Origin of the sequence: Curtobacterium sp. LFS079 (assembly GCF_047977865.1) — a bacterium.
Lineage (GTDB): Bacteria > Actinomycetota > Actinomycetes > Actinomycetales > Micrococcaceae > Arthrobacter.
Genome location: NZ_JBFPFO010000005.1, coordinates 44,664 through 58,799, shown reverse-complemented (window position 1 = coordinate 58,799; position 14,136 = coordinate 44,664). Strand labels below are relative to the sequence as shown.

At 66.1% G+C, this 14,136-nt stretch carries 16 protein-coding genes, 1 other RNA gene and 1 riboswitch; of the genes, 11 read left to right on the top strand and 6 right to left on the bottom strand.

Features of this window, described 5'->3' with window-relative positions; translation table 11 throughout:
* The first annotated feature begins 87 nt into the window (after positions 1 to 87).
* From ACNQPB_RS10355 to ACNQPB_RS10345, 3 genes are all read left to right on the top strand, one after another.
* Complete coding sequence (locus ACNQPB_RS10355; protein ID WP_498751395.1) at positions 88 to 948, top strand: DUF4097 family beta strand repeat-containing protein; 861 nt, start codon at positions 88 to 90, stop codon at positions 946 to 948.
* On the top strand, positions 948 to 1,562 hold the full coding sequence (locus ACNQPB_RS10350; RefSeq protein ID WP_498751393.1) for a PadR family transcriptional regulator: 615 nt from the start codon (positions 948 to 950) through the stop codon (positions 1,560 to 1,562). The genes ACNQPB_RS10355 and ACNQPB_RS10350 overlap by 1 nt, the downstream gene beginning before the upstream one ends.
* A 135-nt stretch (positions 1,563 to 1,697) precedes the next feature.
* A complete protein-coding gene (locus ACNQPB_RS10345; protein WP_369299106.1) occupies positions 1,698 to 1,772 on the top strand; it encodes a 50S ribosomal protein bL37 in 75 nt (24 codons plus the stop codon).
* Positions 1,773 to 1,864: 92 nt separating this feature from the next.
* Here ACNQPB_RS10345 and rsrA read toward each other — a convergent pair whose 3' ends face one another.
* The gene (rsrA, locus tag ACNQPB_RS10340; protein WP_498751391.1) at positions 1,865 to 2,122 is read right to left on the bottom strand and encodes a mycothiol system anti-sigma-R factor; all 258 of its coding nucleotides are present in this window, start codon (positions 2,120 to 2,122) and stop codon (positions 1,865 to 1,867) included.
* Positions 2,119 to 2,856 (bottom strand): sigma-70 family RNA polymerase sigma factor, encoded by a 738-nt coding sequence (locus ACNQPB_RS10335; RefSeq protein ID WP_498751389.1) that lies wholly within the window; start codon positions 2,854 to 2,856, stop codon positions 2,119 to 2,121. Before ACNQPB_RS10335 ends, rsrA begins: the two co-directional genes overlap by 4 nt.
* Positions 2,857 to 3,123: 267 nt before the next feature.
* Here ACNQPB_RS10335 and ACNQPB_RS10330 point away from each other — a divergent pair, with 267 nt between their 5' ends.
* From ACNQPB_RS10330 to ACNQPB_RS10300, 7 genes are all read left to right on the top strand, one after another.
* Positions 3,124 to 3,639: a DoxX family protein gene (locus ACNQPB_RS10330; protein ID WP_426298521.1), complete on the top strand. Its 516-nt coding sequence runs from the start codon at positions 3,124 to 3,126 to the stop codon at positions 3,637 to 3,639.
* A gap of 7 nt (positions 3,640 to 3,646) precedes the next feature.
* The gene (gene aroA / locus ACNQPB_RS10325; RefSeq protein ID WP_498751387.1) at positions 3,647 to 5,008 is read left to right on the top strand and encodes a 3-phosphoshikimate 1-carboxyvinyltransferase; all 1,362 of its coding nucleotides are present in this window, start codon (positions 3,647 to 3,649) and stop codon (positions 5,006 to 5,008) included.
* A 2-nt stretch (positions 5,009 to 5,010) separates the two neighbouring features.
* Complete coding sequence (gene rsgA / locus ACNQPB_RS10320; protein WP_498751385.1) at positions 5,011 to 6,126, top strand: ribosome small subunit-dependent GTPase A; 1,116 nt, start codon at positions 5,011 to 5,013, stop codon at positions 6,124 to 6,126.
* 56 nt (positions 6,127 to 6,182) lie between these two features.
* Positions 6,183 to 6,995, top strand: a complete 813-nt coding sequence (hisN, locus tag ACNQPB_RS10315; protein WP_498751383.1) for a histidinol-phosphatase — start codon at positions 6,183 to 6,185, stop codon at positions 6,993 to 6,995.
* A gap of 169 nt (positions 6,996 to 7,164) precedes the next feature.
* Positions 7,165 to 7,277, top strand: a riboswitch (SAM riboswitch).
* Positions 7,278 to 7,312: 35 nt separating this feature from the next.
* The gene (locus tag ACNQPB_RS10310) at positions 7,313 to 8,716 is read left to right on the top strand and encodes an aminotransferase class V-fold PLP-dependent enzyme (RefSeq protein WP_498751381.1); all 1,404 of its coding nucleotides are present in this window, start codon (positions 7,313 to 7,315) and stop codon (positions 8,714 to 8,716) included.
* A 48-nt stretch (positions 8,717 to 8,764) separates the two neighbouring features.
* Positions 8,765 to 9,571: a class I SAM-dependent methyltransferase gene (locus ACNQPB_RS10305; RefSeq protein WP_498751379.1), complete on the top strand. Its 807-nt coding sequence runs from the start codon at positions 8,765 to 8,767 to the stop codon at positions 9,569 to 9,571.
* A 44-nt stretch (positions 9,572 to 9,615) separates the two neighbouring features.
* Complete coding sequence (locus ACNQPB_RS10300; RefSeq protein ID WP_498751377.1) at positions 9,616 to 10,329, top strand: metal-dependent transcriptional regulator; 714 nt, start codon at positions 9,616 to 9,618, stop codon at positions 10,327 to 10,329.
* A 2-nt stretch (positions 10,330 to 10,331) separates the two neighbouring features.
* Here the strand turns inward: ACNQPB_RS10300 and ACNQPB_RS10295 are convergent, their stop codons facing one another.
* Positions 10,332 to 11,738: an MFS transporter gene (locus ACNQPB_RS10295; RefSeq protein ID WP_498751375.1), complete on the bottom strand. Its 1,407-nt coding sequence runs from the start codon at positions 11,736 to 11,738 to the stop codon at positions 10,332 to 10,334.
* A 118-nt stretch (positions 11,739 to 11,856) separates the two neighbouring features.
* Here ACNQPB_RS10295 and ACNQPB_RS10290 point away from each other — a divergent pair, with 118 nt between their 5' ends.
* On the top strand, positions 11,857 to 11,991 hold the full coding sequence (locus ACNQPB_RS10290; protein WP_498751374.1) for a hypothetical protein: 135 nt from the start codon (positions 11,857 to 11,859) through the stop codon (positions 11,989 to 11,991).
* Between the two features lie 35 nt (positions 11,992 to 12,026).
* On the opposite strand, the gene ACNQPB_RS10285 is transcribed toward ACNQPB_RS10290, so the two are convergent.
* The 3 genes from ACNQPB_RS10285 to smpB all read right to left on the bottom strand — a co-directional run bounded on the left by ACNQPB_RS10285 (position 12,027) and on the right by smpB (position 14,098).
* A complete protein-coding gene (locus tag ACNQPB_RS10285) occupies positions 12,027 to 13,001 on the bottom strand; it encodes a S1C family serine protease (protein WP_498751373.1) in 975 nt (324 codons plus the stop codon).
* A gap of 148 nt (positions 13,002 to 13,149) precedes the next feature.
* Positions 13,150 to 13,518: a transfer-messenger RNA gene (gene ssrA / locus ACNQPB_RS10280) on the bottom strand.
* Between the two features lie 109 nt (positions 13,519 to 13,627).
* Complete coding sequence (gene smpB, locus ACNQPB_RS10275) at positions 13,628 to 14,098, bottom strand: SsrA-binding protein SmpB (protein ID WP_074591609.1); 471 nt, start codon at positions 14,096 to 14,098, stop codon at positions 13,628 to 13,630.
* Between the last annotated feature and the right edge of the window lie 38 nt (positions 14,099 to 14,136).

Below are 14,136 nucleotides of genomic sequence, written 5' to 3'. Positions count from 1 at the left end.
CCCTTCCGGGAAAACCATTGCTCCCGCCGCAATTGCGATATATCGTGTCTTCATCAACGCGATATATCGCAAATTTCCGGAGGGGTCATGTCAGAACAGAACTGGACCGTCACAGGTCCACAGACCATCGACGTCGACGGCGTCCGCTCACTAAGGCTGGGCATCGTCAAGGGCCGCTTCGACATCGTCACCCATGACGAGGCCACGGCCCGCATCGAAGTATCGGAGATCGCCGGTGAGCCACTGAGCGTCACCGTCGTCGACGGACGGCTGGAAATCCGCCACCAGCTCCACGGGGCACAGGGGTGGTTCCGCAGGCTCATGGACACCGTCAACAACCCAAGCGGCAACTCGGTGATCATCGGCGTCGCAGTCCCGGCCGGCGTCGTCGTGGAGGCCGGCACGGTCAGCGGCGACGGAATGGTCTCCGGCACCACGGAAGTCACCAAGCTCAACACCGTTTCGGGTTCGGTGTTGGCCGACGGCACCAGCGGCGAACTGCACGTGAACACCGTCAGCGGCGAGATCATCGCACGGAACCACCAAGGCATCCTGACTGCCAAGAGCGTCTCCGGCGAAGTGACTGCCTCCGGAGATTTCAGGCACATCCGCGCCAACACCGTCAGCGGCGACCTCAGCTTCGATCTGCACGGCCACACCCGTGATATCGCCGCCAATTCAGTCTCCGGGGACCTCACCATCCGCCTGCCCCACGGCATCGGCGTGGACGTGGCGGCAAAATCGGCCAGCGGCACCGTGGTGGTGGACGACCAGTTCTTCGCCCAGCCCGGAAACAAAGTCCAGGCCACGGCCGGTACGAGCAAGCCCCCGGTGCACGTACGGAGTCACTCCGTCTCCGGCAAGACCTACATCATCCACGGAAGCGCCCCTGCGCAGGGAGGGACGCCCGACGCCGGTGGTTCAGTACCGGGCGAGGCCGGACTCTGATGCCACCCGTCTTCGCCCACGGAGCCCTCCGCCTGTACCTGCTGGCCCTGCTGGAGTCCGGCCCGAAGCACGGCTATGAAATCATCAAGGCGCTCGGCGAACGCTTCGGCGGCACCTACTCCCCCAGTGCCGGCACGGTCTACCCGCGACTCGGAAAGCTGGAGGAGGAAGGCCTGGTGGCCACCGAGAATGACGGTAGGCGCACCAACTACTCGATCACCCAGGCAGGGCTGGCCGAACTGGACAGCCGGCGCGCCGAACTGGCGGAGGTCGAGGCCGGCATCTCGGCTTCGGTCCGACGGCTGGCGGATGAACTCCGGGAAGACATCCGGAGCAACATGCGCGGACTGCGGGCGGACCTTGCGGCCAGCGCCGAATCGGCCCGGGCGGCTGCAGTGCCGGCGGGAACCGGTCCGTCAACGGGGCGGCATTCGGCGGAAAGCGTGCGGCTGCTGAAGGAAGCGGAACTCATGGTGCAGTCTTTCCGGGACGACATGCGGGTGGAACTTCGCAGACACGCAGGTACCGCACAGCTGACTCCCGTCGCCCTGGAGACCGTGCGCACCGTCCTGGACCAGGCGCGCATCGCCATAAGGAATTCCATGCGGCCCTGACGGGGCCCCTGGTTGCAGCCCTGACGCCCTGCCCCTGCACTGCAGGCCGCTGCCCTGTCGGTTCGCGGCCCGGGCCCCGCATGTGGGAGACTGGAGGGCAGCTTTGTTGAATACAAGAAACGAAGGAGGCCAGCTATGAGCAAGCGTGCACGTAAGCGTCGTGACCGTAAGCGCGGCGGCGCAAACCACGGCAAGCGTCCCAACACCTGAGTTGTTGGAGCATACGAAGAACCCCGGAAACCTGATGGTTTCCGGGGTTCTTCCGTCGTTTGCCTCGCGTGGGCCAGTCCGCCCGGCTGGGACTAGACTTCCGCCGAGTTCATCGAATGGATGCGGTCCAGGATGGAGTTCTTGAGGTTCTCCGGGGCGGACTCGGTGCAGGAGCGCTTGACCACCGTGCGGATGACGCACTCGAGGTCATACTCCTCAGTGCACTCGGGGCACTCCTGCAGGTGCTGCTTGATCTCGGCGATGTCATCGCGGGTCAGTGCACCGTCAAGGTATTCATAGATGCGCTGCATCCTCGCATCGTCGCAGTCGCCCAGTCCTTGGCAGCTCATTTCCGTTTCTCCTGTTTATTGCTTGTGGCGGCGTCCCCGGCCGGGGTGTCCGTGGCGCCCCTGATTCCCCGTTCGGCGGCATAGTCTGCCAGCAGTTCGCGCAGCATTTTCCGGCCGCGGTGGAGCCGGGACATGACCGTTCCGATGGGGGTGTTCATGATGTCCGAAATTTCCTTGTAGGCGAAGCCCTCAACGTCCGCGAAGTACACCGCGAGCCGGAATTCCTCCGGGATGGCCTGCAAAGCACGCTTTACATCCGAATCGGGAAGATGGTCCAAAGCTTCCGCCTCGGCCGAACGCAGGCCGGTGGACGTGTGCGACTCGGCCCTGGCAAGCTGCCAGTCCTCAATCGTGTCCGAATTCGACTGCAGCGGCTCGCGCTGCCGCTTCCGGTACAGGTTGATGTAAGTGTTCGTCAGGATCCGGTACAACCAGGCTTTGAGATTTGTGCCGGGGTTGTACTGGTGGAACGCCGAAAACGCCTTAGTGTAGGCCTCCTGGACGAGGTCCTCCGCATCCGAAGGGTTCCGCGCCATGCGCATCGCCGCCGAGTAGAGCTGGTCGACGTACTGCATGGCGTCCCGCTCGAAGCGGGCCCGCCGCTGTTCGGGGGTTTCGCTTGCGACATCGATGACGACGTCGGGGCCGGACTCTTCAGCGGAGCCGTGCAAGCCCGCTTGAGGCTGCTCCGCCGCTTCGTACATGGCCGCTGCGGCCGGGTCCAAGGTGCTCATTGCGTTCAAGTCTACTGTCACCCGGCGCGCACCTTTCTCCGGCTCCCGTGCCGGTGCCGGCACTTCCTGACGGTCTTTCACCAAGCTCAAGAAAGCGGCTCCTTCCACTAGATACTGGCTTCGCAGGCGTCTGGCGCGCGGACTTCCCCGCGCGCCGCCGCGCCTTCTTCTCACAACCGCCCCTCCCGGGCAAATATTCCGCAAAGATGCAAGACTAGAGGCGACTGCACCCTTGACCGTTGCGGCAAGCCATCCAGGAGGCAAAACATGTCCCTCATCCGTTTTCCCGCCCGGCCGATGCTGGCCTCAAGCTTCGTAGTTTCCGGGATCGACAAGCTCAAGAACGCGGACGACACTGCCAAGCAACTCTCCCCGCTGCTGCGCCGGGCCTCGGATTCCCTGCCATTCCCGGCCGATGAAAAACTCATCGCCCGGCTGATCGGCGGCACCCAACTTGGTGCGGGCGCCCTGCTCGCTCTTGGCAAGCTGCCCCGCTTCTCTGCCGGCCTGCTGGCGGTCATTTCGGGGCTGAACGCCTTCGTCGAGTGGCGCTCGGCGGACATCAGCACCAAGGAAGGCCGGCTTGAGCGCCGCGCGCAGCTGTTAAAGAACATCTCGCTCACCGGGGGCGCGCTGCTCGCCGCCGTCGACACCGCCGGCAAGCCGAGCCTGGCCTGGCGTGCCGAGCACCTGGCCATGGACGCCCGCAAGGCCGGCGGCAAGCAGTTGAAGAAGGCGGACCGCGCCGTCCGCAAGGCAGTAGACAACGCAGTTGGAGCATAAAGAACGCATGACCGGCACCACGGAAGCCACCACAACCTCCGCACCCCTCTGGGACGCCCCTTTCGCGCACGGGCCCGTTGACGCCACGGTCACGGTTCCGGGTTCCAAGTCCCTCACCAACCGCTATCTGGTCCTCGCGGCCTTGGCCGACGGACCGTCCAGGCTCCGCGCTCCCCTGCATTCCCGGGACTCCGCCCTGATGATCGAGGCGCTGCGGCAACTGGGCGCCACCGTGACGGAAGTGCCGGGCGACGGCAGCTACGGACCGGACCTGCTGATCGAACCGATCGACCCGGCGGCGCCGGCCTCCGACTGCGCCATCGACTGCGGGCTCGCCGGCACCGTGATGCGTTTCGTGCCTCCGCTCGCGGCCCTGCGCAACGGTTCCTCGGCGTTCGACGGCGACCCGCACGCGCGCAAGCGCCCCATGAACACCATCATCGCGGCACTGTCCGCACTCGGTGTCGGGATTTCCGGCCCTGACGGCGGCGCCGCGTCGTCGCTTCCCTTCACGGTGGACGGCAACGGTTCGGTCCGTGGCGGGCACCTGGTGATCGATGCCAGCGCCTCGTCGCAGTTCGTCTCCGCCCTGCTGCTGGTCGGCGCCCGCTTCACCGAGGGGCTGCACCTGGAGCACGTCGGCAAACCGGTGCCGAGCCTGGACCACATCAACATGACCATCGCCGTCCTGCGCGGCGTGGGGGTCGTGGTCGATGACTCTGTCCCCAACCACTGGGTGGTGTCTCCCGGCGCCATCCGGGCCTTCGACGAGCGGATCGAACAGGATCTTTCCAATGCCGGGCCCTTCCTGGCCGCGGCCCTCGCCACCAAGGGCACCGTCCGGATTCCCAACTGGCCCTCCAACACCACCCAGGTGGGCGATCTCTGGCGGGAGATCCTGCAGACCATGGGCGCCACCGTCAGCCTCGAGGGCGGCACGCTCACCGTGACGGGCGGGCCTGAAATCAAGGGCGCGGACTTCGACGAGACCAGCGAACTCGCCCCGACCGTGGCGGCACTGTGCGCATTGGCCACCGGCCAGTCCAGACTGAGCGGCATCGCCCACCTGCGCGGACACGAAACGGACCGGCTCGCCGCACTTGTGGCAGAGATCAACCGCCTCGGCGGCGACGCCGAAGAGACCAGCGACGGCCTGGTGATCCGGCCAGCCAAGCTGCATGGCGGCGTCGTGCACAGCTACGCCGACCACCGAATGGCGACCGCAGGGGCCATCCTGGGCCTCGCTGTCGAAGGCGTGCTCGTGGAGGACATCGCCACCACGTCCAAGACCATGCCGGAATTCCCGCAGATCTGGGCGGCCATGCTTGACCAGGAAAGCGACCCCGGAACCACGGAGCCCGGTCACTGACGATGGGACGCTCCGCACAGTCATGGGATGAATCCGACGTCCGGATCCGGCCGAACAAGAAGGGTTCCCGCCCTCGCACCAAGGACCGGCCAAGCCACGACGACGCCGTGCTCGGGCGCATCATCACGGTGGACCGCGGCCGCTACACGGCCGTGGTCGCCGAGGACACCCCCGAGGAACGCGTCGTCATTGCTGCCCGCGCCCGCGAGCTGCGGCGCAATCCCGTGGTTCCCGGCGACTTCGTCGGTCTGGTGGGCGACGTCTCTGGCGGACCGGACGCCCTCGCCCGCCTCGTCCGGGTCGAGGAACGCAAAACCGTGCTGCGCCGCAGTGCCGACGACACCGATCCCGTGGAACGGGTAGTGGTGGCTAACGCCGACCAGCTGGTAATCGTCGTCGCCGCGGCCAATCCGGAGCCGCGCACCGGATTCATCGACCGCGCCCTGGTGGCAGCGTACGACGCCGGGATCGAGCCGCTGCTGCTCGTCACCAAGGCGGATGTCAAGGATCCTGCGGAGCTGTTGGCCAACTACCTGAGCCTCGACTTCCCGGTGATCATCAGCCGCACCGCCGACTCCGAGGCCTCCGGCATCGATGCCAGGAGTGACGACGGACTGTCCGCCAGGCTTGACGTCGCCGCCGTCAGCCACCTGCGTGAGCACCTCGACGGCAAAGTCACCGTGATGCTGGGGCACTCCGGCGTCGGGAAGTCCACCATGGTCAATGCCCTTACCGGCGCCGAACGCGCCACTGGCGGCGTCAACGCCGTCACCGGCCGCGGACGCCACACGTCCTCCTCGGCCCTGGCCCTGAGGCTGCACGAAGCTCCCGCCGGGAGCTGGATCATCGACACCCCCGGCATCCGTTCCTTCGGGCTGGCGCTGGTGGATCCGGACCGGATCATGCACGCGTTCCCGGATCTCGAACCGGGGACCGAATCCTGCGAGCGGGGCTGCAAGCACGATGCCAACGCGGTCCGCTGCGGCCTCGACGACTGGGTCGCCTCCGGTTCCGCCGGGGAAGCAGGCCCGGCCCGCCTTGCCTCCCTGCGGCGGCTCCTCGGCGCGGATCCGCGCCAGGAGGCCAAGGAAACCAAGGAACTGGGCACCGTCATCTGACGAGGCATGCTCCACAAGTCCCCGGGCGGGCAGTGTTTTGCCGGTAGTTTGGAACCATGACCCAAGCCGATCCAAATTACAACGACGACCTCCGCCTTGCCCACGTGCTGGCGGATTCCGTCGATGCCCTGACCATGGAGCGATTCAAGGCCCTGGACCTGCAGGTTGAGTCCAAGCCCGACCTCACCCCGGTGACCGATGCCGACCGCTCCGCCGAGGAAGCCATCCGCGGCCAACTGTCCCGCTCACGTCCACGGGACGCGGTGTTGGGCGAGGAATTCGGCAGCACGGGGCACGGCGCCCGGCGCTGGATCATCGATCCGATTGACGGAACCAAGAACTTTGTCCGCGGCGTTCCCGTCTGGGCCACCCTCATTGCTCTCGTCGACGGCGACGAGGTGGTTGTCGGCGTCGTCAGCGCTCCCGCCCTGGGCCGGCGCTGGTGGGCAGTGAAGGGTGGAGGCGCCTACACCGGCCGCTCCCTGGCCTCGGCCACCCGGCTCAAGGTCAGCAACGTCTCGCGACTGTCCGACGCCTCGCTGTCCTACTCGGAAATCTCGGAGTGGAAGAAGCAAGGCTCACTGGATTCCTTCCTGGATCTGGAAGACGCGGTCTGGCGCAGCCGGGCATATGGCGATTTCTGGTCCTACTGCCTCGTGGCCGAAGGCGCCGTGGACATCGCCGCGGAACCCGAGCTCGAGCTCTATGACATGGCGGCGCTGGTGCCGATCGTGACCGAAGCCGGCGGCCGCTTCACCTCCCTCGACGGCACGGACGGCCCCTTCGGAGGGAACGCCGTCGCCAGCAACTCGATCCTGCATTCCGAGGTCCTCAGGAAACTCAACCCGTCCATCGACGACCTCCTCTAAGCCTGCACCCCTCAGGCTTCGGCGAAGATTCATCGGCAGGCGTCCCCGCTGCGGGACGCCTGCCGATTTTTGTTCGGCAAACAGCCCCGAATCCGCTTTCCGTAACAATCGGCTTAACAAAGCCGGCCGGCTTTGGCGCGTCGCGTATGGTGTCTTAGTCTCAAAGACAGGTCACGAGTGCCAGCGTGAAACCCCGGTTTGCTGGCCGGCAACCCTCCATCGCGGCGGGGTGCCCCGGGTGACGACCCGGCCGGTCCGGAACGGATGCGGCAAGCGCGGATCCCCTGCACGCAGGGTTCCCTTGAATGAGGACTTCCATGAGCACTGCCACTTTCACTTCGCCTGAACTCCGTCACAACGACTCCCCGCAGGCACCCGCTGCCCGCCCGCTGGCCGCCGTCACCGGCGCCGAACTGCAGGCCCCGCTCATCCAGGGCGGCCACGTACGGTACGCAAACCTGGACTACGGCGCATCCGCCCCGGCGCTGACCGTTGTGTCCGCATACCTGAACGAAATCCTGCCGTTCTATGCAAGCGTCCACCGCGGCGCCGGCTACGCCTCGCAGATCAGCACCTCGGTCTACGAAAACGCGCGCAACATCGTGCGGGATTTCGTGGGCGGCCGCTCGGACGACAGCGTGATCTTCACCCGCAACACCACCGATTCCCTGAACCTGCTGGCCGGTTGCCTGCCCGTCGTGGACGGAAAGCACGGCGGCGAAGTCCTGTACCTGGACATCGAGCACCACGCCAACCTGCTCACCTGGCAGCATGTGCCGCACCGCAGCATCGTCGCCGCGCCCACCCTGGCGGAGACCCTGGCCAATGTCCGCGAAGCCTTGGCGCAGGGCGGCGTCAGTCTGCTCGCTGTCACCGGAGCCTCCAACGTCACAGGTGAGATCCTGCCGGTCAAGGAGCTTGCCGCCCTTGCCCACGGGTACGGCGCACGTATTGTCGTCGACGCCGCCCAGCTCGCCCCGCACCGGCGGGTCGACATCGCCGCGGCGGACATCGACTACCTGGTCTTCTCCGGGCACAAGCTCTACGCACCGTTCGGCGCCGGAGTCCTGGTAGGCCGCCCCGACTGGCTCGACGCCGGCACCCCGCACCTCGCCGGTGGCGGCGCCGTCCGGGAAGCGCGCCTCGACTCGGTCACCTGGGCCACCGGACCGGCCCGCCACGAAGGCGGTTCCCCCAATGTGCTCGGCGCGGCCACCCTGGCCCGGGCCACCCAGGTCATCGCGGAACTGGACCAGGACGAGTGGCACGCCCACGAATCCGCGATCCGGACCCATCTGGTTGAAGGCCTGAAGGACATCGAGGGTGTCACGGTCCACCAGATCTTCAGCGACACCGACCCGGCCGACACCATCGGCGTCGTGAACTTCTCCCTTGAGGGCTACGACGCAGGCCTGGTCGCCGCGTACCTCGCCGCAGAACACGGCATCGGCCTGAGGGACGGGCGATTCTGCGCCCACCCGCTGCTCAAGCGGCTCGGCTTGCCCTCCGGTTCCCTGCGCGCCAGCTTCGGCCTGGGTTCCCGGCTCGAGGACGCCACGCGTCTGATCGCCGGAATCAAGGCGCTCAAGTCCGAGGGCCTCGGCTGGGATTACGTCGTCGACGCCGGCCGCTGGGTCCCTGCCAACGACCACCGCAGCTACCCGCATTGGGCGCCAAACACTCCCGGAACCGCAGGCGCCGCGCCCTGCAGCACCGACTGAGTGCGGTAGATTCATAGAGTATTTCAGGACCCGGTGAGGAGTGGACGCGTGGCTTTGCGATCCGGTGGACACCGCGGCGGACCCAAGCTCCGAAACGCCAGGCTCCACGGTCCCAAACTGCACAGCGAGCGGCGGCGCGAGCTCGGATCGAGCTTCCAGGACGGCGGCGAGCACTACCACCGCGTCCGTCCCGGCTACCCGGCCGATTCCGCGGACTGGCTGGTGCCCGCCGGCGCCCGGACCGCCGCGGACATCGGTGCCGGGACCGGCAAATTCACCGCCCTGCTGCTGGAACGCGGCCTGCAGACGGCCGCCGTCGACCCTTCCGAAGACATGCTCGCGCAGCTGCGGAAGGATTACCCGGCGGCCACGGCACTCCTCGGCACGGCAGAGGCAACAGGACTGGCGGATTCAGCATTCGACGTCGTCAGCGTTGCCCAGGCTTGGCACTGGTGCGATCCCCTGCTGGCGAGCACCGAACTGGCCCGCATCCTGCGTCCCGGCGGAGTACTCGGCCTCGTGTGGAACCAGCTGGACACCTCGGTCCCCTGGGTCCACCGGCTCTCGCGCATCATGCATGCCGGGGACGTCCACAAATCGGACTTCCGACCCGTGGTGGGCCCGGAATTCATCGGCTTGGAAAGCCACCTTAGCCCGTGGGAAGATCCGCTGTTCGCGGAAGACATCATGGAGCTGACGAAGTCGCGCAGCTACTACCTGCGCGCGAATGAGGCCACCCGGGCGAAAGTCATGGCCAACCTCCAGTGGTACCTGCACGAGCACCTTGGCCACGGACCATCCGATGTCATCCGGCTGCCCTACATAACACAGAGCTGGCGGGCGCGGAAAGCCTGAGCCGGGCAAATTTCCAGGCATGCCGTTCACGGTAGGCTAGGAGCGTGAAGACCGGCACGCCCTCATCCTCGATCGAGGACTACGTCAAGGTCATCTACTCGTTCACCGAGTGGCAGGACAAACCCATCACGTCGTCGCAGCTGGCCCAGCGTCTCGGCGTGGCGAACTCCTCGGTTTCGGAGATGGTCCGCAAGCTCAAAGACCAGGGCCTGGTGGACCACCGGCCGTATGGCGCGGTCACCCTCACCCCGGAAGGGGTGCAGCTCGCGCTGGCCATGGTCCGGCGGCACCGGCTGATCGAGACCTACTTGGTCATGGAGCTTGGCTACAGCTGGGACGAGGTCCACGATGAAGCCGAGCTCCTCGAGCACGCCGTCTCCGATACGTTCATCGAGCGCATGGCCGGGAAACTGGGCAACCCTGCACGCGATCCGCACGGCGACCCCATTCCCGCCGCGGACGGTACCGTCATCTTGCCGCACGCCCACCGGATGGTCGAGCTGGACGAGGGGCATTCCGGCCGGATCACCAGGATCAGCGACGAAAACCCGGAGCTGCTGCGCTACCTGGCGGCGGAAGAAATCGACCTGGACGCCAGCGTGGAAGTCCTGGGCCGCAAGCCCTTTGGCGGCGCGTTGGTGGTGAGGATCGGCAGCGGAGCGTCGAGCCGTGAATACGACCTGGCAGACGAGGTGGCCTCGGCGCTGTGGGTGGCCTCCGAGTCGACCCACGCAGGCTGCACGCTGCACGACGCCTGACGTTATTGTCCCTCCCCGGCCTGCGGTACGGTTTCCAGCTCCGGGTTGCGGATCCCGACGGCGGACGCCGCTGCCCCGATCATCAGCAGCAACGCGGTGACCACCGCGCCCTGGTGGAGGCCCGCCGTCGTCAGGACCGGGCCGGTGATGATCCCGGCGAAGGCGATGCAGACCAGGCCAGCGATGCGGGCCACGGCATTGTTGATCGCCGAACCTATGCCTGCCTGCTCGGGCGGAACCGCGCCCAGAATGGCTGCAGTCAGCGGAGCCACCGTCACGGCCAGCCCGACGCCGAACACGATCTGTCCAGGCAGCACCTGTGTCCAGTAGTTGAGCGTTTCCTGCACGGTGAGCAGCAGCAGGAAGCCGATGCCGCACAGCACCGGGCCGAGGGTCATGAACCAGCGGGGGCCGAACTTGCCGGCAAGCCCGCCGAAGTAGCTCGACGCCAGCATCAGGATCACGGTGGAGGGAAGCAGGGCGATGCCCGCCGTCGTCGCACGCATCCCGCCCACCTGCTGAAGGTAGATCCCCAGGAGGAAGAAGCCCAGGGAGAATGCGGCGTAGATGGCCAAGGTGGCGATGTTTCCCCAGCCGAAGTTCCTGATCGTGAACAGACGAAGCGGAAGCATGGGCGCCGGCGTCCGGGCCTCGTGGGCCAGGAACACCGCCAGGGCCACCACGCCGACAGCAAGCGGCAACCACACGACCGGGCTGTCCCAGCCGAGGTGACCCTGTTCGATGAACGCATAGACCGGACCGCCGAGTCCGATGATGGCCAGCAGGGCACCAAGGTAGTCGATGTGTCCGGACACCGGGTCCTTGCTGTCGTCCGCGCGCAGCTTCAGGACCAGCGGCCAGACGACGGCCAAGGGAACCACGTTGGCAAAGAAGAAGAACCGCCACGACAGGTAATCGACCGAGAGACCACCCACCAGCGGCGCCACGATGGCCGCGGCGCTGGTCCACCCGGACCACTGGCCGATGGCCCGCGACTGTGCCGGCCCGCTGAAGAAGTTCACGATCAGGGCCAGCGAACTCGGAACCACCAGGGCGCCGGCCACGCCTTGCAGGGCACGGGCGACCACCAGCACCTCCCCGGACCAAGCCAGGCCGCACAGCACCGATGTCACGGCGAAACCGCCCAGGCCCCATTCGAGCACGCGGACCCTGCCGAAACGGTCCGACAACGATCCGGCCACGAGGATGAGTCCGCCGAGGGTAAGCAGGTACGCATCCACCACCCACTGCTGGATGACCAGTCCGCCGCCGAGCTCACGGCCGATTGCAGGAAGTGCCAGGTTCACCACAAAGGTGTCCAGGAAGGCGATGAACGAAGCCACTATGGCCACCACAAGTACGCGCTTCTGCAGCGGGGTCGCCGGAGGGAGCACGGCCGTGTCATTCATGTGCACAGCCTACGCCCGGGCACTGACCTTGTATCCAGCCAAAAGGGGCGTAGTTTACAAAGTGGAGGTCAATGGTCTCCCAAGGTGGTCTCTCCGGTATTCGGCATAGGAGCGAGTCATGCCTGACAAGTCACCACACCAGCACGAGATAAAGAAGAGCGGCAAGTCCATCAAGCAGAAGCGGGCCATCAAGCGCGCCAAGCACGATTCCGCGACCGATACCGACCCCGTCGCACATCTCAAGCGGAAATAGCGGTGTCCGGGGCAAGCGCCCCGGACACTCCCGTTTCAGCCCTGCCGCTCCATCGCTTCATCGAGTTCTTCCGGCACGGCTACCATGCCGAGCACCTTGCCCTCACGCAGCACGGACATCCTGAACGGCTCCCCCAGCGCCTGCGCGAAGAGGAGCTTCTGGAGGCTTTCCGCGCTCGTCAGGGCCCTGTCCTGTGCGCTGAGTACCAGGTCGCCCGGTCGAAGCCCCGCGCGTTCGGCCGGCGACCCCGCAATTACTTCCACGATCCCGAGCCCTTCCTTGAAGCCGGTCCGCACCACCGCCGCCACGTCCAGCGGAACAGGCGTGGTGACCAGCCCAAGGTAGGCACGGACCACCCGGCCGTCTCGCAGCAGGGCCGCGATGATCCGGCGCGTGGTGCCATTGATCGGCACCGCCAGGCCAAGCCCCGCACCCGCGACCGCCGTGTTGATGCCCACCACCCGGCCCTTCGTGTCGGCCAGGGCGCCACCGGAGTTCCCCGGGTTCAGCGAGGCGTCGGTCTGGATGACGTCTTCAATCAGCCTGGTGTGCCGGCCCGAGCGGACCGGGATGGCCCGGCCCAGGCCGCTGACCACGCCGGCCGTCACCGATCCGGACAGTCCCAGCGGATTCCCGACGGCGACCACCAACTGTCCCACCTTCAATGTTTCCGCGTTGCCAAGTACGGCCGGGGGCGGCGCCTGGCGGGCGCGCAGCACCGCGAGGTCCGACAGCGGATCGGCCCCGACGAGCTCAACCTCGCTGTGCCTCCCGTCGGCGAACATCGCCCGGCCGCTGGTCAGTCCCGCCACCACGTGCGCGTTCGTGAGCAGGTAGCCGTCCTCCGTGAAAACCACTGCCGAACCGGCGCCGCGCCTGATAAACCCGTTGCGCCGCGCGCTGCTCATCTCAAGCGCTGCGACATGGGCGGTGACACTCTCGGCCACGCCGGTAACGATCAGCGAGTACGCATCCAGCGCGCCGCCGTCGTCCGTTCTTTCGCTGTCCATCACTGCCTCCTTGCAGATCTACCTGCTTCAACGCGCGGGGAGGCTGCCCTAGTCCGTACTCCGCTACGCCGTGGGTGAACCTGCCTGTTGAGGCGGATTTTCGAGGCCGTGAAGGCACGAAAAAAGGCCCCTGTTTCCAGGGGCCTTTTTGTGGAGATGGGGGGAATTGAACCCCCGTCCGATGTCGTGTTGTCAGGGCTTCTCCGGGCGCAGTTTGCGTCGGATTTTCTCGGCCCCAGCCATGCTGCAAACAGCTGGCTGATCCGGGCCCAGTCACCTAAAAGTCCCGTTTACTCCGATGACGGGAGCAAACAGCAGTGGCTATCTAAATGACGCCAGGATCCGGGGCGATAGCAACCCCGGGCTGACGGACTGTCTTACTGCTTAGGCAGCAAGAGCGAAGTCAGTGCGCTTAGATTCGGCACTTATTGGTTTGCAGACAGCGTTTACGAGATAATTCTGCATCCTCGGCCCGCTTCACCTGTCGCGACTAACATCGTCGAAACCGATCATCCCCGTATTTTGTTACCAAATACCGTCCGGCGCAGCGGGAAAACCGCCATTCCGTCCGGACTATCCATCATAACGCACCGCAGCGGGAAATCATTCCACGCTGCGCAGGGCGGCTAGCGCCGGTTACGTTCACGCATTTCGCGCAGCGCCTCGCGGTTGTCCTGCTGTTCCCGCAGGGTCTGGCGCTTGTCGTAATCCTTCTTGCCTCGGGCAAGTGCGATTTCAACCTTGGCGCGGCCGTCCAGGAAATAGAGCTGCAGCGGCACCACGGTGAAGCCTGATTCGCGGATCTTGCCGGCGATTTTGTCCAGCTCCTCCCGGTGCAGGAGCAGCTTGCGACGGCGGCGTGCGGCGTGGTTGGTCCAACTCCCCTGGTTGTACTCTGGGATGTGGATACCTTCCATCCACAACTCATCGTTATAGAACGTGCAGAAGCCGTCCACCATCGACGCATGGCCTTCGCGAAGGGACTTCACTTCGGTTCCCATGAGGGCAATGCCTGCCTCATAGCTGTCCAGAATGTGGTAGTTGTGCCGGGCCTTACGATTGGTGGCCACTACCTTACGGCCACTTTCCTTGGGCACGGTAGAACTCCTTGGTCTGTTGAGATTCCCACCAGTCT